Here is a 21,917-nt window from a genome sequence, read left to right as displayed (position 1 = left end):
CCGCGCCCCGCCGGGCCCCCCCCCCCCCGCGCCCGCCGCCCCCCCCCCCGCCCCGCCCCGCCCCCCCCCCCCCCCCCCCCCCCCCCCCCCCCCCCCCCCCCCCGCGGTGCGGGGCTGTCACCAGGTGACCGGCAGCCGCTCCAGGCCGTGGACCATCATCCCGGTGGTCATCCGCAGGTTGTCCACCTCGTCGGCAAGGGCGAGGTTCGGGAAGCGGCGCAGCAGCGTGGAGAGCGTGATCTGAAGCTCCGCCCGAGCCAGCGCGGCGCCCAGGCAGAAGTGCGCGCCGTGGCCGAGCGCGAGGTGCCCGGTGGCCGAGGGGCGAGTCGGGTCGAACGTGTCCGGGTCGCCGTCCGTGAAGCGGTCGGCGTCCCGGTTGGCCGAACTGGTCGCCGCGATGACGCCGCTGTTCTTCGGGATCAGTGTGCCGCCGATCTCGACGTCCTCCAGTGTGATCCGGTACGGGCCGCCGTCGCCGATGGGGTTGATCCGCATCAGCTCCTCGACGGCGTGCACCATCAGCTCCGGGCGCTCCCGCAGCGCGGCCGTGTGCTCGGGGTGACGGAGCAGGGTCAGCACGCAGGTGCCGATCATGCTGACCGTGGTCTCGTGGCCGGCGACCAGCAGCGTGATGCCCATGACGATGAGTTCCATCTCGCTGAGGCTGCCCTCCTCGTCATGGGCGTTCACCAGAGCGCTCATGAGGTCGTCGCCGGGCTCCTCGCGCTTTCGCTGCACGAGCTGGCCGAGGTATCCGAACAACTCCATGCGGTTGGCGTTCATCTCCTCCGGCGACATCGACGTCAGCGAGACGAACGCGTCCGACCAGCCGCGGAACTTGTCGCGGTCCTCGAAGGGCACACCGAGCAGCTCGCAGATCACCATGACCGGCAGTGGGAAGGCGAAGACGGTGTTGAGGTCGACCGGCCCGTCCATCTTCTCCATCTTGTCCAGCAGCTCGTCGGTGAGCTCCTGGATGCGCGGGCGCAGGTTCTCCACCCGGCGGGCGGTGAACTCACGGGACACCAGCCGGCGCAGCCGGGTGTGCTCGGGCGGGTCCATGGTGAACAGGCTCGCGGGCATGGGCGGCAGGTTGGTCAGCTTCGGCGCGTCCGGCTCCACGGTGGCCGCGCGGCTGAAGCGCGCGTCACCCAGCACCGCGCGGACGTCCTCGTGGCGGCTCACCACGTAGCCCTCGTCCCCGCTGGGGAGCCGGACCTTGGCCACCGGGCACTGGGCGCGCAGTTCCTCGTAGACGGGGGGAACCTGCACCGCCGAGGGGCGGCGGAAGGGGTACTGAAGCTCGTCTTGGCCGACGGCGGACGCGGTGCTGTCCATGGGCTGGATACTCCTTCTGTGGGTGACGGTCGTTCGCGACCCACGCTCCCAGCGGGGGCTAGCGGCCCGGTAAAGGCCGCCGCGCCCCGGGCCGGCCCGGACCCGCGGCAGGCCCGCGACCTGGAGTGGTCGCGGGCCTGCGGGGTGGAGCCGGTGGTCCGTCAGGTCGGGGGGAGCCCGCGTCCCAGGGCCCGGCTCAGGGCGATGTGCGTCAGCCAGGCCATCCCGAAGGTGAAGGGGGCGGCGGTGTCCTCGGCGGGGCCGGGAATGGCGCTGCAGACCACCATGATGGCGAGCGGGATCCACACGCGCAGCACCACGTGCTGGAGGGCCGCCGAATTCGGCGCGAGCCTGGCCAGTAAGGGCACGAGCAGCCCGATCACGGCGAGCGGAATGGTGAGACCGGTGTGCTTCACCGCCTCGAAGACCGTCCAGACGAGCAGGAAGAGCCCGAGCAGTCCCCAGGCGAGACGTCCGGCTGTGGATGCGGACTTCGGCTCGGCGTCGGAGCTCACTGGTGTCATGTCGTCCCTCTTTCCGTGTCATTCGGCGTAGCGATCACACTACGGACCGTCAGTATGCAGGGTGGTCACGGGACTTGCCGGAGAGGTCCGACGCCTGCACCTCTCAGGCGGCCAGCGCTTCGCCGAGGCCGACCGGCGCCCAGTCCGGCTGCCCGGTGATCTCCAGCACCGCGCAGGTGCAGCTGAAGCCCGATCCCCCGCCGACCATCAGCACCCGGTCGCCGACAGCGAGCTGACGGTGCTCCAGGAGGTGGTTGAGGGCGGCGATCTGGTCGCCGGCGCCGAGGTGGCCGACACGGCGGGCGAAGTCCCAGGTGGACTTCTCGAACGGCATGTCCAGCAGCTGCGGCACCTGCCACTGCATCCGGCTGCGTCCGCTCGCCAGCACCACCACCCGCGCCACTTCGTCCCGGCCGATGCCCGCGTCGGAGAGGGCGGTGTCCACCACCGTCTTCACCACGGCGCCGACCCGCTGCGTCGCCGCGCGGAAACCGCCGGCGTTGGTACGCATGAAGTGGCTCACCCGGCCGGACAGGTCGAGCGGTTCGCCGGTCGGAACAGCCTTCAGCTCGGCGCCGCGCACCACCGCTTCCATGGCGTTGTCCGAGCCACTGGCGGTGGACAGCAGCCGGGCGACGCCACCCCGGCCGGACAGCACGATCGCGGTCGCCCCGTCGCCGTAGACGAAGCCGGGCTCACTGCTCCACCGCTTGATCAGCGGTGCGCCGAACCGGTCGGCGGTGGTGACCACGGCCGCCCCGTCCGGCCGGCCGTCTATCTGGCGGGCGGCCAGCTCCAGCGCCCCCATCGCCGCGTTGCACTCCTGCTGGACGCCGAACGCGGTCGCGTCCCGGCCCAGCGCGTGGCCCGCGACGTACGACGCGGCCGGCCACATCTCGACGCCCTGGAACCAGATGCCGGAGTGGATCAGCAGATCCACATCCGAGGCGTCCAGACCGGATCGCTTGACCGCGGTGGTGGCCGCCTGGACCGCCATGTCGGGCGGCGCGGTGCTCTCGTCGGCGACGCAGACCGAGATCAGGTCGTCCTGCTCCGCCTGTTCCGCGTCGTAGCGGCCTTCCTCCACGGCGGTGCGAGCCGACTCGGGCTCGGCCAGCCACACTCCCGTTCCCGCCACATAGACGTTCTCCCAGCGCATGGGATCGCTCCTCTCGACACGGACCTTGCCAGGATCATCGGCACAACGGCTTTGGCCCGGCTAAAGAGCAGGGCCGTGCGGCGTCGGCCGTGCGAAGGCCCGGGATCCCTGTCGCTCGGGATCCCGGGCCGCACGTCCACCGGCGGGGCGGGACGGGTCAGGACGCGCTTGCCGCGGGCTGCTCCGTCTTCTCCGCCTTCTCCGGCGCGCGGGCCGCTTCCCCGGCGGGCGGCCCGGCGTGCGCCGGTTCCATCCGGTCGAGGTGCAGGGCCTCGTGGAGCCGCCGCAGCGGGCCCGGGGCCCACCAGTTGGCGCTGCCGAGGAGCGCCATCAGGGAGGGCACGAGCAGGGCCCGCACCACGGTGGCGTCGATCAGTACGGCGAACGCGGTGCCGAGGCCGAGCTCCTTGATGAAGACCAGCCGGGAGAGCGCGAGCGCGCCGACCGCGAGGCAGAACAGCAGGGCCGCCGACGTGACGACGGGGCCGGTCCTGGCGAGCCCCTCGGCCACCGCCGTCCGGTCGTCCAGCCCGGCCGACCTGCCCTCCTTGATGCGGCCGAGCAGGAAGACGTTGTAGTCCGTGGACAGGCCGAAGGCGAGGGCGAAGACCAGGACCGGTGTGGTGACCTCGATGCCGTTCTGGGCGGCGAAGCCGAAGTGCCCGTCCTGGAACACCCAGACCAGGAAGCCCATGGCGGCGCCCGTGGAGAGGAAGTTCATCACCAGCGCCTTGAACGGAAGGATCAGCGAGCCGCAGAACGCGAACAGCAGGAGCAGCGTGACCACGGTGAGGATGCCCGCGGCGAGCGGCAGCTTGTCACCGATGCTCTGCTGCTGCGCCAGGAAGTCCGCGGTCAGCCCGGTGTAGCGGGCCGGGGAAGGTGCCTCGACGGCCTGGACCGCGTCCGCCGCCTCCTTGGCCCCGGTACTCAGCGGCGCACCGCCGAGCACCGCGTCGATCTCCCAGTGCCCGCTGTCGAGACGGAACGGGGCCCCGACCGACTCGACGCCCGGGACCGACCCGATCTGCTCCGCGTACGAGGTGAGCGGGGCGCCGCCGGCGCCGGTGTCGATGACGATCTGCATCGGCGAGGCGGGCGGCTTCCCGAAGTCCCGGTCCAGGGCCTGGGCCACCCGGCCCGCACTGGTGTCGGACGGCAGCGTGGAGGCGTCCGCCCCGGTGAACTTGATGCCGAGCACCGGCGAGGCGATCACCAGGAGTACCGCGGTGGCGGCCACCGCGACGACCACGGGCCGGTGCATCACGGCCGAGGCCAGCCGGTGCCAGCGGTTGCCCGCCGCCTCGCTCGCCGAGATGTCGCGCTGCCAGCGGCGCGGGGCGAGGGCGTTGACGCGCCGGCCCAGGACCGCGAGCAGTGCGGGCAGCCCGAGCAGGGCGAACAGCGCGGCCGAGACCACCGTGATGACGCCCGCGAGGCCCATGGACCGCAGATACGGGTGCGGGAACGCGATGAGCGAGGCGAGCGCGGCGGCCACGGTCAGCGCGCTGAAGAGCACGGTGCGCCCGGCGGTCGCCACCGTACGGCGGATCGCCTCGCTGCCCGCGCCGTGCACGGCGAGTTCCTCGCGGTAGCGGGACACCATCAGCAGCCCGAAGTCGACCGAGAGCCCGAGGCCCAGGGCGAAGGCGAGGTTGAGAGCTCCCGTCGAGACGCCCATGAACAGGGTGGCGAGCCGCAGCCCGGCCAGCGTGAGCAGCAGCGAGACGACCGCGCCGACGAGCGGCACCAGTGCGGCGACCACGCCGCGGAACACCAGGAACAGCAGAATGAGGATGAACGGCAGGGCGAGGGTCTCGGCCTTGGCGAGGTCCGTGTTGGACACGTCCGCGACCTGGACGTGGCCCGGGGTCGGTCCGCCGAGCCAGACGTTCCCGCGGAGCGCCGGGTCGTCCTCGATGGCCTTCTGGAGCGCCCTCTCCGCGTCGATGGTGGCCGACTCCTTCATCGGGCCGACCGAGCCGATGACCAGGGTGCTGCGGGAGTCGTCCGAGATCAGGGAGGGGTTGGACGCTGAGGCGTAGTCGATGACCTGCTCGACCTCGGGCCGGGCGTCCAGCAGCGCGGCCGCAGCCGCCACCCGGGCCGGTTTCGCGTCCTTCGCGCCGAGGGCCGCGTCGGTACGGACGAGCAGGGCGTACCCCTGCTGGGCGTCGATACCGGTGGCCTTCTCGATGACCTTGCGGGCCGCGACGTTGGCACCGCCCGGATCGTCGTAGTCGGAGAGGCCATTGGTCAGTTTGCTCTGCACCGCGCCGCCGAAGAGTGCGGCCAGCACGGTGGCGAGCACGGCCAGTAAGAGGCTGGCACGCCGCCTGGTATGCAGCGCTGAGCCCAGGGCAGAGAACATGGATCCTCACCTTCCGTCGTTGCGCAGAGTCTGGACGCGCCTGCTTTAGCCCCGCTGAAGTCCCCTGCCGGACACTCGCCCCGGCCGCATCCAGAACCGTATCGGCCGGCAACTGCTGTGACGGGAGATCCAGTTGATCGACAATATGTTCGTCATTGATGCCACGGTCCATCCCTACAATGTCGCGGACAGCAACCTCAAGAAAGACGGCGAATTCCCGAACCTGCACGCATTCGCGCTGCGGGAGATGCTGTGGGGCATGCACGAACGCTTCGCGACGAAGGGATCATCGATACCGCGCGAGGCGTTCTGCACCGACTGGCCACCGGAACTGCTGGCCTGGACCCTGTTCTCCGAGTCCGATGTGGACATGGCCGTCAATCACCGGCTGCGCATCGACAGCGTCTTCGAGGACGGTCTGTGCAACGGCGAGAAGAACCGGGTTCTGGCCGAGAAGTGGCCCCAGCGGGTGGTGCCGTACGCGGGGATCAATCCGCTGCTCGGCGTCGAGACGTGTATGCGTGATCTGCGCGAGCAGGTGGAATTGCTGCCGGGCACCATTGGCATCAAGGTGTACCCCAACGCGGGTTCGCCCGACCACAGCTGGCGGCTCGACGACCCGGAGTTCACCCCGTTCTTCGAGCTCGCCAAGGAACTGGGCATAAAGATCATCGCCGTTCACAAGATCGTCCCCAACGGCCTCGTCCCGCTGGGCCCGTTCGGCATCGACGACCTGGAGACGGTCGCCATCCGCCACATCGACCTCTCCTTCGAGATCGTGCACGCGGGACTTCCGCCCTTCGTGGAGGAGGTCGCCATGGCGCTCATGCGACTGCCCAACGTGTACGCCAACCTGGAGATCACCTCGGCCGTCCTGGCGCACGGCATGGGGTACGTGGAGGAGGCGCTCGCCCAGCTCATCTCGCTCGGCGGCGCGGAGAAGATCATCTATGCCTCCGGCGCCCTGCACTTCCACCCGCAGCCGGTGCTGGAGAAGATGGCACGGCTCACCTTCTCCGACCGGATCCTGGAGCGGTTCGGCCTGGAGCAGATCACCCAGGAGCAGCGGGCGGGCTTCCTCGCCGGCAACTACGCGCGCATCGCGGGGATCGACCTGCCGTCGGCCGCCGAGAAGATCCGCGACGACGAGTTCGCCACCTACCGCGCGGAACACGGCATGCGCCCGATGTGGTCCTACTGGCGGGAATCGCAGCCCGAGCTGTGGACCCCCGGATCCGAGGTCGCCGCATGAGCCCGCAGCTGCCCGCCGGACAGCGGGTGCGCGCGGCGCTCTGCGAGGTCTACGACCCCTGCAGCCAGTCCTGGCAGCGCCCCATGAGCCTGATCGACCTCGGCCTGGTGCGCGACGTGGCGGTGGACGACGACGGTCAGGCCACGGTACGGATCAGCCTCACGGCCCCGTTCTGCATGGCCGTGCCGACGATCATGCAGTCGGTCGAGCAGAAGGTGGGCGCCGTACCGGGCATCACCGCGGTGAAGGTGGACCTCGACGGCGGCACGATCTGGCGTCCGGAGCTGATGACGGACAAGGGGCGCGAGCTGCTCGCCGCCGCGCGGGCGACCGACCGCCACAGCCTGCCGCTGGTCAGTGTCAACGAGAACAGCGACTGAGCGGGACACGGGCACCTGGAAGGGGCCGGGCATCCTGTCGGATGCCCGGCCCCTTCCGTTCCCGGTCCCGCGCGCTGCGGCTACCGGGCCGCGCCGGCCGTCTCCCGCTCCCGGCGCACCGCCTCCCGGCCCTGCCGCATCCGGGCGAAGTCCAGTACCTGGCCGGTGAGGATGTCCAGCCGCCGGGCGGTACGCGCGTCGGCGCAGTCCGCCTCGGTGAACTCCGTGCCGGCACTCACGACCACCCCCATCGGGACCGTCCAGCCGCGCAGCGACTGCGCGGTGGCCCGCAGCCCGGCGAGCGCGGACGCGCCGGCCACGTCGTTCCACGCGACGGTGAGGCATCCCACGGCCCGCCCGTCCAGATAGCCCGGGGTGTCACCCGCCAGGTCCTCGGTGTGGTCGAGGGCGTTCTTCAGCAGACCCGACATCCCACCGTGGTACGTGGGGCTCGCCAGCAGGACACCGTCGGCGTTCCGCAGCGCCTCCAGCAGCCGCAGCGCGGGCCCGGACCGGGTGACGGCGTCCGGGTCGTACAGCGGCATCACGAGATCGGGACCGGTCAGCAGGGTGACGTGGGCGCCGGCCAGCCGGGCACGTGCGGCACAGGCGCGCAGCACGGCCGCGGAGACCGAGGTGGAACGCAACGAGCCGCCTACGGCGGCGATACGGATCGGACGCATGACGACTCCGGGATCGTGTCGGGTCGGGTCGGATCGGACTCACAACCGGGCGGCCGCCTCCTGCGCGGCCCGCACCCCGCTGAGCACGCCGGCGTCGGCGAGCAGGCCTCGGGGGCCCACCCAGTCGCCGGCCAGGAAGACACCCGGCCGGTCGGCCGCGGCCGGCCCCGGCCGGCCCGCCAGCCCGCCGAGCCGTGCCTCCGGCAACGCGGTCATGGTGGTGATCCTGGGCAGGAACCTCTCGTGCACCAGGACCTCGCGCCAGCCGGGCTGGCAGCTGTCCAGCATGGCGTACAGCCGGGCCCGCACCTCGCGGGCGCCGGGCTCCGTCCCGTCGTCGTACCGCGCCAGGTGCAGTACGGCGCCCCCGGCGGGTGCGAGCCGGGCGGTGCTGGAGAAGACGGAGAGGTACAACGGTTCGTCGACGCCGAAGACGAGCGAACGGGCCGGGTCGGGCAGCCGGCTCAGTGCCACGTCCAGGCAGGCCGTGTGCAGGGGGCGGCCCGCCCCGTCCGCGAGGCCGGGACGCTCCAGCAGCCGTCCCGCGGCGCCCGGGGACAGCCCCGCGACGACCACCGCGCGGGCCCGGATCCCCGGGCCGCCGGCCGTGGTGACGTAGGCGGTCGCCCCGCCCTCCACCGACTCGGCCCTGACTCCGGTGCGCAGCCGCACGCCCAGCGCGGCCGCCCGTTCGAGCAGCGCGTCGGCCACGGTGCGCCAGCCGCCGTCCACGTACCGCACCCCGCGCCGCGCCTCGGCGAAGTGCGCGGCCAGCGCATCCGCGCCGATCATGTCGGGGCGGCCCACATAGGAGCTGATGCGCAGCACGGCGAAGGCGGCCTGGCGGGCGCGCTCCGTGGGCAGCCGGTCGGCCAGCCACCGCGCGGCGTCCGTCCCGGCCCCTCCGGAGCGCGCGCCCGCCAGGGCCAGCAGCCGTGCGACGGCCACCCGTTCGCGTACCGAGAGCAGCCCGGTACGCATCAGCGGGCCGGCCGCGGCGTATCCGGGGTGCAGTTGCCCGTCGCGCAGCGCCAGGGCGCCGGCCAGGTCGGGGGCGCTGCCCGGGACGCGGACGCCCAGGGCCTCCAGCTGCTTGCGGGTGCTCCGGTACAGGGCGCGGGGGCCGAGGCCGAGCCGGTAGCCGTCGTGCTCGGTGGTGCGGGCCCGGCCGCCGGCCTCACTGCCTGATTCGAGCAGCACCACCCGGCGGCCGGGCCCGGCGGTGGACGCCAGCCGGACCGCGGCGACGAGGCCGGTGAGCCCCGCGCCGACGACGACCGCGTCCGCCCGCTCGTCCGGCCCCCGGCTCACTGCTGTCCGGCCCCGGGGAGGATGAACGGGAAGCCGTGCTTGTCCAGTTCGAGCGCCGAGTCGGTGACGGCCGTGACCAGTGCCTCCAGGTCCTCGGTGCTGTGCGCGCCGCCGGTGAACAGCATCGGGAGGCTGAGGGTGTAGAAGCCGCGCTTGCGCAGCATGAGGGTCAGCAGGAAGAACGCGATCGGGTTGACCGAGCCGGCGAACGTCCGGTAGTCGTCGTAGCTGTCCTTCTCCAGGAAGCCGAACGAGCCGATGAAGTCGCCGAAGCCGACCAGCCGCAGCGGGATGGCGGTCCGGGACCTGAAGTCGGCCAGCCGCTGCTGGACCATGGCGACCTTGGCGCGCGTCTGCGTGTAGTACGTGTCCCGCTGCTCGTGCAGCAGCCGCAGGCTCGCGTACGAGGCGGAGAGCGCCAGATGGTTGCCGGCGTGGGTGGTCTGGACGCAGGTCTTGCGCCCGATGTCGGTCAGCGGGAGCCCCGAGGTCTGCATGTGGTCGAGCAGGGCGGCCCGGCCGCCGACGGCCGAGAGCGGGATGCCCAGTCCGCTGATGACCTTGCCGTAGCAGTACAGGTCGGCCTCGATGCCGAAGTGGGCGGCGGCGCCGCCGGGTCCGTAGCGGAAGCCGGTCAGCACCTCGTCGAGGACGAACGGGACGCGCAGCCGGCGGCAGGCCTCGGACACGGTCTTGAGCAGCGGCACCGTGTGTTCGACGAACGGGAAGGAGGAGGACGCCGCCTCGGTCAGCACGCAGGCCAGTTCGTCCTTGTGCCGCTCGATCAGCTCCAGGGCGAGGACCGGGTCGTTGGGCAGCACCAGGAGGTCGCGTGCGTCGGCGGTCGGCACCCCGGTCAGCGCCGACTGGCGCTCGATCCCGCCCTCGGCCGTCCGGCCGGGGAAGGGCTGCGCGGGGTGCCCGTGGTACCAGAAGGCCGTGTTGTGCATCCCGAGGTCGTGGACTCCGTGCAGCGAGCCCTCGAACTTGGCGACCATCCGCCGGCCCGTGTGCGCCCTGGCCAGCCGGATCGCGGCGGCCGTCGCGTCCGTGCCCGAGTTCAGGAAGGCGAACTTCTCGACGTGCGGCACGAACTCGTGCAGCAGGTCGACGAGTTGCGCCTCGACCGGGTGGCAGTAGCCGTTGCCGGTGGTGGCCCCGAGCTGCTCCTTGACGAACTCCACGACCGGTTCGGGGCTGTGCCCGTGCAGGGCCTGGGCGCCGAAGCCGAGGTGGCAGTCGATGTAGGTGTTGCCGTCCACATCGGTGATCCGGCTGCCGTGCGCCTCGTTCACCATCAGCGGGAACTGCGGCGAGTGGAAGGGCCAGAAGACATGGGGGGACGCGTCCAGCTCACGCAGGCGCCCGGTGGCGGCGACGGAGCCGGTCTGTCGTTCGGTCAGCTCGGTGAACAGGTCGATCAGCCACTGCTGCGAGAGCAGTTCACCGACCAGTGACTCGACTGACGTCGCCTCGGAGGCGGTTGTGGTCATCACGTTCTCCAGGAAGGGTCGGGCGGGGCGTCGGTCACAGCGGCCGGGTGGCGCGGAGCACGCCGTAGCGCATCACGTCACGCTCGTACGCCTGCTTCATCAGGGGTACGGAGTTGAGGAACCTGAAGATGTCCATGCCCTTGGCCCGGACGAGCTTCCAGATCATGGAGGGGTCGCGGACCACGGGCTTGACGATGTCCGTGGAGAGCTTCCAGGTGTCCTGCACCTGTCCGGACCAGTCGACGGTCCGGACGTCCTCGAAGCCCAGGCCGCCCGCGAGGTCGCGGTACTGGTCCAGGGGCAGCACGTGCGAGACGACGAAGTCCCGGTAGATGCGGTCGAGCAGCCGGGACTCGTCGGACGTCAGCTTGTCGTCGCGGGCGCACCACGTGGCCACCAGGAGCGTGCCACCGGGCTTGAGCACCCGGAAGCACTCCGCCAGGAAAGCCTTCTTGTCGGGCATCAGCTCACAGCTCTCCAGCGCCCAGACCACGTCGAAGGAGCCTTCGGGGTAGTCCGTGTGCATGGCGTCCATCAGCCGGAACGCGGTGCGGTCGCTCACCCCGGCCTCGGCGGCCTTCGTCTCGGCGCGCCGGATCTGCTCCTCGCTGATGGTGATGCCGTCCACGTCGCAGCCCAGGGTCGACGCGAGGTGCGCCGACGAGGCGCCGATGCCGCAGCCGGCGTCGAGCACCCGCGCCCCCCGGGGCACCGGGGCGAAGGAGATCAGCTCCTCCACCAGCCGGACCTGGGCGGCGTGCCGGCCCGGGTCGGGTTCGCCGTCGGCCCAGTAGCCGTGGTGGATGTGCTCGCCCCACAGGTCCTCGTACAGCTCGATCAGGCCGTCGTAGTGGTCCTTGATGGCGGCGTGCAGATCGGGTGTGGCCCAGCGTGGCTTCAGTGCGCTCGTCATGGCGTGAGGTCCCATCGGAATCGGATCGGAACGGGATTCGGTGGCGGGTCAGAAGCGGATGAGTGCCGACTCCATGGTCAGTCCGGGGCCGAACGCCATGATCACGCCGTACTCGCCCGGTTCCGGGCGCTCCTCGCGCAGGATCCGGTCGAGGATGAGCAGGATCGTGGCCGAGGAGCAGTTGCCGTTCTCGGCGAGCACGGCCCTGGAGGACGCGAGCTGCCCGGGGCGGAGCTCCAGCTTCTCGCCGACGAAGTCGATGATCTTCGGGCCGCCCGGGTGGATGCCCCAGTGCCGTACGTCGGACGCCTCCAGCCCGTGCGGGGCCAGCAGCCGCTTGACGAACGGGTCGATGCTCTCCGACAGGTAGAACGGGACGTACGGGGAGAGCGTCATCCGGAACGCGGAGTCCTCGATGTGCCAGCTCATCGCGTGCATGGTCTCGGGATGCGTCTCGGTGTGCGTGCTGAGCACGACCGGGCCCGGCTCACCGTCGTCGGCCCCGAGCAGGAGCATCCCGCCGGCGTCGCCGAACAGGGCGTTCACGACGGCCTGTTCGGCCGTGTACTCGGGTCGCAGGTGAACGGAGCAGACCTCGGCGGACCCCGCGAGCACCAGCTCGTCGGGGCGGGCGGCCACCGCGTCCAGGGCGGTCTTCAGCACGTTGAAGGCGGCGTTGCAGCCCATGTGTCCGATGAAGGTGCGGCGCAGGTCCTGGCGCAGCCCGAACTCCCTGGCCAGCACGATGTCGGGGGTGGGTCCCGCGTACCCCGTGCAGCTGGCCAGCACCAGGGAGCCGACCCGCTCGCGCACGGCGCCGCCGGCCGCCTCGTCGAGGACGCCGCCGACCGTCTGGCGGCTCATGGCCAGGACGTTCTCCTCCCAGGCCAGCATGCGGGTCTTGATGGGCGGGAAGCCGTCCGCGTAGGCGGTGCGCGGGTCCCATGCCATGTGGCGGCTCTGCACCCCCGAACCCCGGAAGATCTCCTCGGCCTGGGGCACGTCCCGGAACATCTCCCGGTAGTACTCGTCGAAGGCACTCTGCTGCGGCACCACGTTCTCCGGCGCCGCGGTACGCAGGGCGAGGATCCGCGCCGCCCCACGGGTCTCCTGTGCGCCGGCCCCTGCGGCGGTCTCGGTCACGGCGTTCATCCCGCGGTCTCCAGGACCGCGCCGGCGGACTCCAGCCGTGCCTTGATCGCGTCGAGGAAGCCCTCGGTCACCTGGTCGCTCTGCTGCCTGGCGAACGGCTCGACCAGCGGCAGCACCACGGGCGCGATGTTCACGTCCGCCTCCGAGCGGGTGTCGATCTCCAGGTAGGTGGTGCCGGGCGTGTTGCCCGGCGAGGTACGGAACTCGCCCCAGGAGCGGAAGTTGTGCTCCCCGACCGGCTCCCAGCGGATGCGTCCGGGCTCGGTCGTGTCGAACCTCGACCGGTGGTCGGGGGTGTGGCTGACGGCACCGTTGGAGATGGTGGCCAGCACGTAGTGGTAGACGTCGTCGCCCTCGTCGGTCAGGGATTCCACGCCGGGCATCAGCACGCCGCAGCCGACGACGTCGAGGAGCAGCGCGCGTACGGTGTCCGGCTCGGCCCGGACTTCGGTGGCTACCGCACTGGCAGAGCGTATGGAGACCATGGTGTCCTTCACAGGTGTGAGTGCCGGTGCCCGGTTCAGCTCTCATGCGGGCCGGACTTGATTGCGTATCCGATGTAGCTGGCCGACAGATCGCCGCCAACGGTGAACTTCCCGAGCCGGCGGTGGCGCAGCAGGTCCGGCAGGAGCGCGGGGACCGGGCGGGCGGGGCCGAGGCCGCGGGAGTCGGTGAGGCGCATCCCGGACTCGGCCAGGAGCGTGCTCAGTTCGGCGGGACGGATGAACATCCGCCAGTTGTGGGTGCCCGGCTGGATGATCCGCAGGATCTTCTCGGCCACCAGGATCAGCAGCAGGTAGCTGCGCACGGTCCGGTTGACCGTGTCGAAGAGGAGCACGCCGCCGGGAACCAGCAGCCGCTCCACCTCGGCCAGCGCGGCCGGCAGGTCCTGGAAGTGCTCCAGCACGTCCGAGGCGACGACGGCCTCGGCGCAGCCGTCCGGCAACCCGGTGCCGTAGGCCGAACCGACCCGGTAGGTGACCTCCACCCCGGAGGCCTCCGCGTGCCGCCGGGCCGCGTCCACGGTGCCGGGCGACAGGTCGATGCCGGTCACCGGATAGCCGCGGGAGGCGAGGTCCTCGGAGACCAGGCCACCGCCGCAGCCGAGGTCCACGACCCGGACCTCTTCACGGGGGCGCCCGCCGAACCGGTTGCGCAGGATCCGGTCGAAGTACCCGGTACGCGCCGGGTTCATCTCGTGCAGGACGCGCAGCGGACCCTCGGTGTTCCACCAGTCGTCGCCGACCTGCTCGTAGTACTCGTTGTCGATCGGCACCGGGCGCGCTTCGGCCGCCCGGGTCCGGCTGTCGCCCGCGGTCGCGGCCATCACACCCACCTCGGTGTCTCGACGGGGCTGATGCCCAGGGTCGCCTTGCCGATGAACTCGCGGGCCATGTCGTTGGTGAACGGCAGCAGCGGACCGGCCTTGACGTCCCGCCAGATCTGCCCGATCCGGGAGCCCTCCCGGATGCCGGACCCGCCGATCACCTCGAACGCGGTCGCCACCACGTGTTCGGCCTCGTTGGTGATGTAGTACTTGGGCACGCAGGTGTCGGCCACGAACGCGGGCAGGTCGTCGCCCGGCTCCAGGTGGCGCGTCGCGTACTCGGTGAGGAGCGCGTCCATGGTGGCCAGCGAGGACCGCATCCGGGCCACCGCGAACTGGATGCCCGGCAGCCGGGCGAGGTCGGTGACCGCCGTGGTGGAGCGCCCCCGGGTGCGCCGCAGCGCGAGCTCGTAGGCCTGCTCGGCGAGCCCCAGGAAGACGGCCGCGAAGCAGTAGTGCCCCCACTGCTGACGGGCCATGACGAACAACGGGGTCAGCCCGTCGGGGAAGACCGAGTCGTCGGCGTCGACCTGCAGGGAGTCGAGCTTCAGCGAGTGCGACCCGGTCATCGGGAGCGCGAACCCGCTCCACCGCGAGATCACCTCGACGCCCCGCTCGGGCTTCTCCACGAAGAAGGCGGCGAGGTTGAACGGCGGTTCCAGGTGGTCGTCGTCGAGGCCGGCGGTGATCACCAGGTGGGTGGCCGCGTCGAAGCCGGTCGCGAAGTGCTTGACCCCGTCGAGGACGAAGCCGTCGGGGGTGCGCCGGGCCACCGTCGAGGGCATGACCCAGTTGCCGCCCGACCCCTCGTCGGTGAACGGCCCGACGATGAACGCCCCGTCCCGTACCGCGCCGAACATGCGCTCGCGCACGGCCACGCTCAGATCACTGCGCATCGACCCGGTGAGAACGGCGTGGATGGCCAGCGTGAAGGCGGTGGATCCGCAGCCGCCGGCGATGATCCGCAGCAGCCGGGTGTTCTCCTCCAGCGTGGCCTCGAAGCCGCCGAGCTCCCGCGGCACGTTCACGGCCGTGATCCCGGAGTCGATCAGGTCCTGGATGTTCTGCGCGACGAACTCGCCCTTGTCGTAACCCTCTTCGGCCCGCTGGGCGAAGCGTTCGGCCAGCTCCTGCGCGGTCGCTCGCAGCTGTGCCCAGCGCGCGGCGCGCTCCGTGTCCTGTACGGCTGTCGCCATCGCGCTCAGCCCTCCCATCGGGGTTCGGCGAACACCGGCACTCCGAGGGCGTGCTTGCCCGCCCACTCGGCCGTGACGTCGGAGTTCGGGGGTACGAGCAGTCCCGCCACCACGTCGCGGTAGGCGCGCTGCAGGGGATGGCCGGACAGGAGCGCGGAGCCGCCCTGTACCTGCATGGCGAGCGTGACGACCTCGTGGGCGAGGCGGCACACGCTGTTCTTCATCACGCTCATCTCGATGTAGTGCCCGAGCGGGTCCGCCGCGATCTCCCGGTCGTGGTCGGCCCGTACCGCCTGGTACAGATGCGCTTCGGCGGCCGCGAGGCGGGTCTTCATCTCCGCCACCCGGAACTGCACCCCGGGCAGATGGGCCACGGTCCGGTCCAGGACGTGCAGGGTGCGGCCGCGCTGCTCGCGTACGACGCCGTCGAGTGCGCCGCGCGCGATCCCGAGGAAGACGGAGGCGAAGCTGCACCAGGCCCAGTGGACGCCCTGCATGAACATCAGGGGCAGTGCGCCCGGTTCACCGACCATCTCGTCGGACGCGGCGAACAGGTCGTCCAGCAGCAGCGAGTGGCTGCCGGTGGCGCGCATGCCGGCCGCGTCCCACTCGGAGGTGACGGTGACCCCGCGCTCGGGCTTGGGGACCAGGAAGCCGACCGGCTCGGGCAGGCCCCGGTCATCGGTCCGGGCGGCCGAGAGGAACAGCAGGTCGGCGGCCGGGAACCCGGTGAAGAACCCCTTGCGGCCGTTGAGGAGGTATCCGCCCTCCACCGGCTCGGCCTTGGTCGTGGGGTGCCACCAGTTGCCGCCGACGCCGGGCTCGCTGAAACCGCCCGCGATGACCGAGCCCTCGTGGGCGATCGCCCGGTAGGCACGCTCCGCCCCGGGGCCGCCGATGCCCGCGATCATCGCGATGCCGTGCACGTGCATGTTGACGGCGAACGCGGTGTTGGCGCAGCCGGCGGCCAGGGTCTCCTGCGCCCGGCAGAGCTCCTCCAGGCCCACTCCCCCGCCGCCGTACTCGCGGGGAACGGTCATGGCCGTGTAGCCGGAGGCCACGAGCTCGCGGAAGTTCTCGGACGGGAAGGTGCCCTCCCGGTCGTGCTCGGCGGCCCGCTCGGCGAATCCCTTGGCCAGCTCCGCCGCGAGCGCGACGTAGTCCGTGTCCGTCGTGCGCGGTGCCGCATCGGTGAGGACGGTCATCGCGGCCTCCCCGCCACCATCGGCTGCGGGACGTCCGTGGTCACGGCCGCGCTCAGATAACGGGTGAGGCTGCCGACGGTGTCGCCCTCGGCCCGGGTGGCCATCGCCAGCCAGTCCGCGATGTCGACCTCGCCCAGCACGTCCCGGATCCGTTCGAAGAGCTCGGCGAGGTCGACCGAGTCGAAGCCGAGGTCCCCGGTGAGGCGGGAGTGTTCGGTAACCAGCCGGTCCGCCGTATCGGGTCGTACGGCGATGAGTTGCTCGGTCAGTATCATCAAGAAGGCTTGCGCCCGGTCGTCCTGCACATTCACTCCTGAAGCCTGAATATCCTCTGTCTGGGTGTGCCTGCCTGTGGGTACCGATGCTGGCCCCGGGCCCTGTAGTCCCGGTTGCGCCGACCGGCGCGAGCGGTTGCGCGTGCGGTACGGGTCAGGCCGCGGCCTGGCTCTTCCGGAAGCGGTCGACCAGTGCCCAGAGCGTCGCGGGGGACGTGAAGACCTCGGGCTCCAGGTCGTCGTCGGGGATGCTGATGCCGTAGGTGTTCTCGACGGTCATCAGCACCTCGACCATGGCCAGCGAGTCGAGACCCACCGCCTTGAGACTGATGTCGGGCCCGACCTCGCCGCGCTCGGCCAGCCTGGGCAGGATCTCCTTCAGCAGGCCCTCGAACGCCGGGTCCCAGTGCTCACTCATGTCAGCTCCTTCGTTGTCGTTCCGGCCGTCCGGAGGGACGGCCCGGTGTCCGGCGCGACCTGGTGCCGGTGCAGGGCGAGGCGGGTGGCGGAGACCACGTCGTCGCCGTCGACGAGCACCTCGGCCGGCGTCCGGTGCCCGAGGAAGCCGAGCAGGCTGGCCGAGAGTCCGTACGCGCCGACGTTCGGGAAGGCGAGCACCGTGCCGGTTCGCAGCCCGGCGATCTCCACACCGCGGCCCAGCAGGTCGGCCGGTGTGCACAGCGGGCCCGCCAGGGTGACCCGCTCAGTTGCCGCGTCGGGGTCGGTGTGCAGCGGCCGGGCCTTCATCGGCAGCAGCCGGCCGAGGCCGGAGAGCCCGCCGAGGTGGTTGATGCCCGAGTCGAGTACCGCGAAGCGGGAGCCCCGGCTGTCCTTGACATCGGTGACCGTGGTCAGCAGGGTGCCGCTGTCGCCGACCAGGTGGCGGCCGGACTCGAAGGCGATCCGGGGCGCGCCCTCGCGCCACCCGGGCAGGTGCTCGTCCAGGGCCTCGCTCACGGCGGCCCTCAGCCCGGGGTAGCGGGGCCGTTCACCGGGCACCGCGTACGGTGCGGCGAAGCCGCCTCCGAGGTCGACCAGCCGCAGGTCGATGCCGAGCCGGTCCCGCAGTTCGGCGGCGGTCCGCACGGACTGGATGATCTCGGCACACAGCCCGGCCTCGTCGCGGGCGTTGGTCAGCGGGAAGAAGTGCAGCCCGACGACGCGTGCGCCCTCGGTCAGCAGCCGGTGCGGGGCGTCGAACAGGACGTCCAGGTCGAAGCCGAACTGCGAGGCGCTGCCGGTCATCCGCAGCCCCGCGTCACCCGGCGCGCCGGACGCGTTGATCCGCAGGACGCAGTCCAGGGTCACCCCGTGCGCGGCACCGGCCGCGCCGACGCGTTCGAGGTCGCCGAACGACTCGGTGGAGTAGGAGCGCACCCCGAGACGGACCGCCTCGTCGAGCTCGCCCGGCGTCTTGCCGGGGCCCGAGTACAGCAGCTCGTGGGGCGGGCAGCCCGCTTCGACGGCGGCCGCGAGCTCGCCGCGGGAGGTGATCTCCGCGCGGGCACCGGCCCGCGTCAGCTCGGCGACCAGACCGGGGTGCGGATTGGCCTTGAGCGAGTAGTAGAGGCGGGAGCCCTCGGGCAGGGCGGCCGTCAGGTCCCGGTAGGCCTGCCGCACCCGGCCCAGGTCGTAGACGTACAGCGGGCTGCCGTAGTCGCTCAGCAGCCGCCCGGCCAGCTCCTCGCCGCTGTCGGGCCGGGGGGCCCGCTGGTCATGCGTCACCGTCGGTCTCCTTCAGATACGCCATGAGCCGCTTGCGGTCGGTCTTGCCGTTGGGGGTCAGCGGCAGCGCCGGGAGTACGTGGCAGATCTCCGGCACCTTCGCCGGCTCCAGGCGTTCGGCGAGCCGGTCCACGGCCTCCTGTGCCGTCAGCTCACCGACCACGAACAGGACCATGTCGCGGTCCGTCTCCGGAACGAGCAGCGAGGCCTCCCGGACGCCTTCGACGTCCAGGGCGGCGGCCTCGATCTCGATGGCGCTCATCCGCAGGCCCCGCCGCTTGAACAGGTCGTCCCTGCGGCCCTGGAAGTAGAGGTGGCCGTCCTTGTCGAGCCGGCCGTAGTCACCCGTGTGCAGGGTCGTCGTACCGTCCGCCCCGGTGCGGAAGCGCAGTGCGGTGGGCTGCGGCGCACGCCAGTAACCGGCCATGAGGTGCGGCCCGCGCACCGCGATCTCGCCCGTCTCCAGCGGCGGCAGCGGCCGGCCGTCCTCGTCCAGGATCAGCACCTGTGTGCCCGGCAGCGCGGGCCCGACCGAGCCGGGCCGGCCGATGTCGCCGTCCGGCTCCAGGATGGTGATGCGCTTGCACTCGGTGGTCCCGAACATCGCGGCCACCCGCGCGCCGGGGAACCGCTCGCGCAGCGCGGCGATCAGCGGGGCGTTGAGCGCGGCGCCCGTGTTGGTGAACAGGCGCACCTTCGTCGGCCGGGTGTCCCGGGTGGCGAGGCGGACGAGCAGTTCGCCGAGCGAGGGCACGAGCGGCACCACCGTCGCCCCGTTGTCGCGGGCGTAACCGAGCAGCCTGGCGTGCTCGTCGGCGTCGGAGAGCAGCAGTTCCGCCCCCGCGAGCGCGCAGAGCAGAGCCTGGTAGAGGCCGTAGTCGAAGGAGAGCGGCACCGCGGTGAGCACCACGTCGTCGGACCGGTAGCCGAGCCGGGCGGTGATCGCGCGGGCCGCGAACGCGATCGGCGCGTGCGGACAGGCCACGGCCTTGGGCGCGGCGGTGCTGCCCGAGGTGTAGATGAGCAGGGCCAGCCGGTCGGCGGGCACCGGGCGGGCCGGGCCGTCCGCAGGCCCGGACGGCGTGAAGTCGATCTCGTCGAAGACCAGTACGGGGGTGTCCTGCGGCCAGGTCACCCCGTCCGCCGCGACCCGCTCCGCGGCGCCCACCACGATGAGGGACGGCCGGGAGTCGGCCAGCACCGGGCTCAGGTGGTACGCCTTCATCGCGGGGCTGACCGGCACGAGCGTGGCGCCGTGGCGCCAGGTGCCGTACAGCAGCGCGAGGAACTCCTTGACGCTGCCGATCCGGGTGAGCACGCGGTCGCCCGGACCGATCCCGAGCTCACCGAGGCGCTGCTCGAACCCCCGTGCCGCCCGGTCGAGTTCGGCGTAGCTCCACACGCCCCGGCGGTCGCGGACCGCAGGCGCGTCGCAGGCCGCGGCGACCGCGCGGCCCAGGAAGGTCTCGGCGGCGTTCTCGATGTCGCTGGCCACGAAGGTGGTGTCGGGGAGCACCTCGGCGGGCGGGCTTGCGAAGGTGGTCACGGTGCCTCCGTGCGTCGCGTGCCGTCCAGGGGAAGCCACTGCGGCACCTCGGTGATCTCGGCCACCGCACAGGTGCGGCCGGCCCGGGGTGCGAGGTTCCGGCCGGCCCCGCCGAATCGGATGCCGGGCCGAGTGCCGGCCTGCCGGCCCGGCAGGCCGTCGGCGGCGAACCGCCCGGGGGCGTACCGGCCCGCCTCCACCGCCGAGCGGGCGGTGACCGCCCCTGGCAACCGGACTCCGGCACCCGCCACATGAACGCTTTCCCAGCGCATGTTCCTCCCATCGTCACGTCGTTGCCGCCATCCGCCGGTACGAGAACGCTTTCGTGACCGCACCCGGGCTGCGCCTGCATGCTCGGGGCCCCAGCTTTGGCCCTGCTAAAGACGAACGGCGCCGCGAGCTCCGGGCGGGGGCCGTGCCCCCTGCTCAAGCGGGGCTTCAGCAGTCCCGGCGAAGGTGCCGGACGGAGCCGCACACACGTGCCGCCCCTTCACGACGGCAAGGGAAGGACCCCGATGCGGGAGTTGCGTACGGACAGGGGCTCGACCGGCCCGGACCCGCGGCGTTGGCAGGTGCTCGGGATCCTCTCGCTCGCCCTCTTCGTGATCATCCTCAACAACGGCCTGCTCCATGTGGCGCTGCCCAGCCTGATGCGGGACCTGCATGCCGGAATCGGCCTGACGCAGTGGATCGTCGACGGCTACGCCCTGGTGTTCGCCGCGACGCTGCTGACCGCGGGCACCCTGTCCGACCGGTACGGCCGCAAACGGGCCACGCTGTTCGGCATGGCGCTCTTCGGCGCCGGATCACTGGTGGCACTGGCCACGGACGGTGCCGGGCAACTCATCGCGGCACGGGCGGTGATGGGGGTGGCCGCGGCGTTCGTCATGCCGGGCACGCTGTCGATCCTCGTCGACGTCTTCCCCGAGGAGGAACGGCCGAGGGCCATCGCCGTGTGGGGCAGCACCTCCGCGCTGGGCGTCGCCGCGGGCCCGGTCGTCGGCGGGGCACTCGTCCAGCACTTCTGGTGGGGCTCGGTCTTCCTGGTCAACCTGCTTCCGGTGGCCGCGGTGCTCGTCGCCGGAGCCGTCCTGCTGCCGGAGTCGGCGGCGCCGGTGCCCCGCCCGGCCGATCCGCTGGGCGCGGTCCTGGGCTCGGCCGGCATGGTGGGCCTCGTGTACGGCGCCATCCACGCGGCGGACCGGGGCTGGACGTCCGCGACCGTGCTCGCCTCGTTCGGCGCGGCCGGGGTGGCGGGGGCGCTCTTCGTGGCCTGGGAGCGGCGGCACCCGTATCCGATGGTGGACTTCGCCCTGCTGCGCAGACCCGCGTTCCTGGGGGCGAGCCTGGGCAACATGCTGCTCTTCCTGGGGCTCGCCGGCACCCTCTTCGTGCTGACCCAGCGTCTGCAGTTCGCCCTCGGCTACGGGCCGTTGCGGGCCGGGCTCGCCGTCGCGCCGCTGGCACTCGCCGTCGGGCTCGGCTCGGCCGCCGCCCCCTGGCTGGCCCGCCGCGCGGGGCCGCGCGGTGGTGTGGCAGGTGGGCTGGCGGTCACCGCGACGGGCATCTGGACGCTCGGAACGATGTCGGGCGGATACCCGGGGGTGCTGTCCGGGCTCTGCCTGAGCGGCATCGGTGTCGGCCTGGCACTCGCGCCGGCGACGGACACCGTGATGGGCCTCGTACCGCCGGAGCGCTCGGGCAACGCGGCGGCGCTCAACGACACCATGCAGGAGCTGGGCAACGCCCTCGGCGTGGCCGTGGTCGGCACCGTCCTCGCCCACGGATACAGCACGGCGGCGGGCGCCGCGCCGCTCTCCGAGCGGACCGGACACCTCTTCGAGCAGGCTGCGTCCGACGGCTTCCGGGTGGCGGCCGCCCTGGTCGCCGCCGGGGCCGTGCTGAGCGGCCTGCTGCTGCCCGGTCCCGCGCCCACCGTTCCGAGCGGGTCGGACCCGGGCAAGGATGTGGAGGATCACCGCCCGCCCGGCGCCGACTCCACCCGCCAACGAACCGCCTGAGAGCCGGTCGAGAACCACCCGAGAGCGACTCAAGAGCCGCCTGAGA

The 21,917-nt window shown here is 72.0% G+C and carries 21 protein-coding genes; 3 read left to right on the top strand and 18 right to left on the bottom strand.

What is annotated here, in order from left to right; all coding sequences use genetic code 11:
- Positions 1-117: 117 nt before the first annotated feature.
- From ACGFU6_RS22575 to ACGFU6_RS22560, 4 genes are all read right to left on the bottom strand, one after another.
- The gene (locus ACGFU6_RS22575) at positions 118-1,338 is read right to left on the bottom strand and encodes a cytochrome P450 (protein ID WP_393613254.1); all 1,221 of its coding nucleotides are present in this window, start codon (positions 1,336-1,338) and stop codon (positions 118-120) included.
- Between the two features lie 161 nt (positions 1,339-1,499).
- Complete coding sequence (locus ACGFU6_RS22570) at positions 1,500-1,862, bottom strand: hypothetical protein (protein ID WP_393613252.1); 363 nt, start codon at positions 1,860-1,862, stop codon at positions 1,500-1,502.
- Between the two features lie 103 nt (positions 1,863-1,965).
- The gene (locus ACGFU6_RS22565; RefSeq protein WP_393613250.1) at positions 1,966-3,021 is read right to left on the bottom strand and encodes a ketoacyl-ACP synthase III family protein; all 1,056 of its coding nucleotides are present in this window, start codon (positions 3,019-3,021) and stop codon (positions 1,966-1,968) included.
- Positions 3,022-3,178: 157 nt separating this feature from the next.
- Positions 3,179-5,392, bottom strand: coding sequence for an MMPL family transporter (locus ACGFU6_RS22560; RefSeq protein ID WP_393613248.1), 2,214 nt, complete (start codon positions 5,390-5,392; stop codon positions 3,179-3,181).
- A 133-nt stretch (positions 5,393-5,525) separates the two neighbouring features.
- Between ACGFU6_RS22560 and ACGFU6_RS22555 the strand changes: the two genes are divergently transcribed.
- Positions 5,526-6,644: an amidohydrolase family protein gene (locus ACGFU6_RS22555; protein WP_393613246.1), complete on the top strand. Its 1,119-nt coding sequence runs from the start codon at positions 5,526-5,528 to the stop codon at positions 6,642-6,644.
- Complete coding sequence (locus ACGFU6_RS22550; RefSeq protein WP_393613245.1) at positions 6,641-7,024, top strand: metal-sulfur cluster assembly factor; 384 nt, start codon at positions 6,641-6,643, stop codon at positions 7,022-7,024. Before ACGFU6_RS22555 ends, ACGFU6_RS22550 begins: the two co-directional genes overlap by 4 nt.
- An 80-nt stretch (positions 7,025-7,104) precedes the next feature.
- Here ACGFU6_RS22550 and ACGFU6_RS22545 read toward each other — a convergent pair whose 3' ends face one another.
- The 14 genes from ACGFU6_RS22545 to ACGFU6_RS22480 form a co-directional block, all read right to left on the bottom strand.
- Positions 7,105-7,707 (bottom strand): NADPH-dependent FMN reductase, encoded by a 603-nt coding sequence (locus ACGFU6_RS22545; RefSeq protein WP_393613243.1) that lies wholly within the window; start codon positions 7,705-7,707, stop codon positions 7,105-7,107.
- 39 nt (positions 7,708-7,746) lie between these two features.
- Entirely contained in the window at positions 7,747-9,018 is a 1,272-nt protein-coding gene (locus ACGFU6_RS22540) for a phytoene desaturase family protein (RefSeq protein ID WP_393613242.1), read from the bottom strand.
- Positions 9,015-10,511, bottom strand: a complete 1,497-nt coding sequence (locus ACGFU6_RS22535; RefSeq protein ID WP_393613240.1) for an aminotransferase class III-fold pyridoxal phosphate-dependent enzyme — start codon at positions 10,509-10,511, stop codon at positions 9,015-9,017. The genes ACGFU6_RS22540 and ACGFU6_RS22535 overlap by 4 nt, the downstream gene beginning before the upstream one ends.
- 34 nt (positions 10,512-10,545) lie before the next feature.
- Positions 10,546-11,424 (bottom strand): methyltransferase domain-containing protein, encoded by an 879-nt coding sequence (locus ACGFU6_RS22530; RefSeq protein ID WP_393613238.1) that lies wholly within the window; start codon positions 11,422-11,424, stop codon positions 10,546-10,548.
- A gap of 48 nt (positions 11,425-11,472) precedes the next feature.
- Positions 11,473-12,576 (bottom strand): type III polyketide synthase, encoded by a 1,104-nt coding sequence (locus ACGFU6_RS22525; protein ID WP_393613236.1) that lies wholly within the window; start codon positions 12,574-12,576, stop codon positions 11,473-11,475.
- Positions 12,573-13,061 (bottom strand): hypothetical protein, encoded by a 489-nt coding sequence (locus ACGFU6_RS22520; RefSeq protein ID WP_148083841.1) that lies wholly within the window; start codon positions 13,059-13,061, stop codon positions 12,573-12,575. Before ACGFU6_RS22520 ends, ACGFU6_RS22525 begins: the two co-directional genes overlap by 4 nt.
- A 35-nt stretch (positions 13,062-13,096) precedes the next feature.
- On the bottom strand, positions 13,097-13,903 hold the full coding sequence (gene ubiG / locus ACGFU6_RS22515; protein ID WP_393613235.1) for a bifunctional 2-polyprenyl-6-hydroxyphenol methylase/3-demethylubiquinol 3-O-methyltransferase UbiG: 807 nt from the start codon (positions 13,901-13,903) through the stop codon (positions 13,097-13,099).
- Positions 13,903-15,099: an acyl-CoA dehydrogenase family protein gene (locus tag ACGFU6_RS22510; protein ID WP_393613233.1), complete on the bottom strand. Its 1,197-nt coding sequence runs from the start codon at positions 15,097-15,099 to the stop codon at positions 13,903-13,905. Before ACGFU6_RS22510 ends, ubiG begins: the two co-directional genes overlap by 1 nt.
- Positions 15,100-15,104: 5 nt before the next feature.
- Positions 15,105-16,304 carry an acyl-CoA dehydrogenase family protein gene (locus ACGFU6_RS22505; RefSeq protein WP_393613231.1) on the bottom strand — a complete coding sequence of 400 codons (1,200 nt, stop codon included), beginning with the start codon at positions 16,302-16,304 and terminating at the stop codon, positions 15,105-15,107.
- The gene (locus ACGFU6_RS22500) at positions 16,301-16,579 is read right to left on the bottom strand and encodes an acyl carrier protein (RefSeq protein WP_393613229.1); all 279 of its coding nucleotides are present in this window, start codon (positions 16,577-16,579) and stop codon (positions 16,301-16,303) included. Before ACGFU6_RS22500 ends, ACGFU6_RS22505 begins: the two co-directional genes overlap by 4 nt.
- A 154-nt stretch (positions 16,580-16,733) precedes the next feature.
- A complete protein-coding gene (locus ACGFU6_RS22495) occupies positions 16,734-16,997 on the bottom strand; it encodes an acyl carrier protein (protein WP_393613227.1) in 264 nt (87 codons plus the stop codon).
- Positions 16,994-18,304, bottom strand: coding sequence for a type III PLP-dependent enzyme (locus ACGFU6_RS22490; RefSeq protein ID WP_393613225.1), 1,311 nt, complete (start codon positions 18,302-18,304; stop codon positions 16,994-16,996). The genes ACGFU6_RS22495 and ACGFU6_RS22490 overlap by 4 nt, the downstream gene beginning before the upstream one ends.
- Positions 18,294-19,850 (bottom strand): class I adenylate-forming enzyme family protein, encoded by a 1,557-nt coding sequence (locus ACGFU6_RS22485; protein ID WP_393613223.1) that lies wholly within the window; start codon positions 19,848-19,850, stop codon positions 18,294-18,296. Before ACGFU6_RS22485 ends, ACGFU6_RS22490 begins: the two co-directional genes overlap by 11 nt.
- Positions 19,847-20,122 (bottom strand): hypothetical protein, encoded by a 276-nt coding sequence (locus tag ACGFU6_RS22480; protein ID WP_393613222.1) that lies wholly within the window; start codon positions 20,120-20,122, stop codon positions 19,847-19,849. The genes ACGFU6_RS22485 and ACGFU6_RS22480 overlap by 4 nt, the downstream gene beginning before the upstream one ends.
- Positions 20,123-20,329: 207 nt before the next feature.
- On the opposite strand from ACGFU6_RS22480, the gene ACGFU6_RS22475 reads away from it, so the two are divergent.
- On the top strand, positions 20,330-21,871 hold the full coding sequence (locus tag ACGFU6_RS22475) for an MFS transporter (protein WP_393613220.1): 1,542 nt from the start codon (positions 20,330-20,332) through the stop codon (positions 21,869-21,871).
- Positions 21,872-21,917 lie beyond the last annotated feature (46 nt).

It is taken from the genome of Streptomyces sp. NPDC048462 (assembly GCF_043200175.1).
Taxonomy (GTDB): Bacteria; Actinomycetota; Actinomycetes; order Streptomycetales; family Streptomycetaceae; genus Streptomyces.
This window is presented reverse-complemented; position numbering and strand designations above follow the sequence as displayed.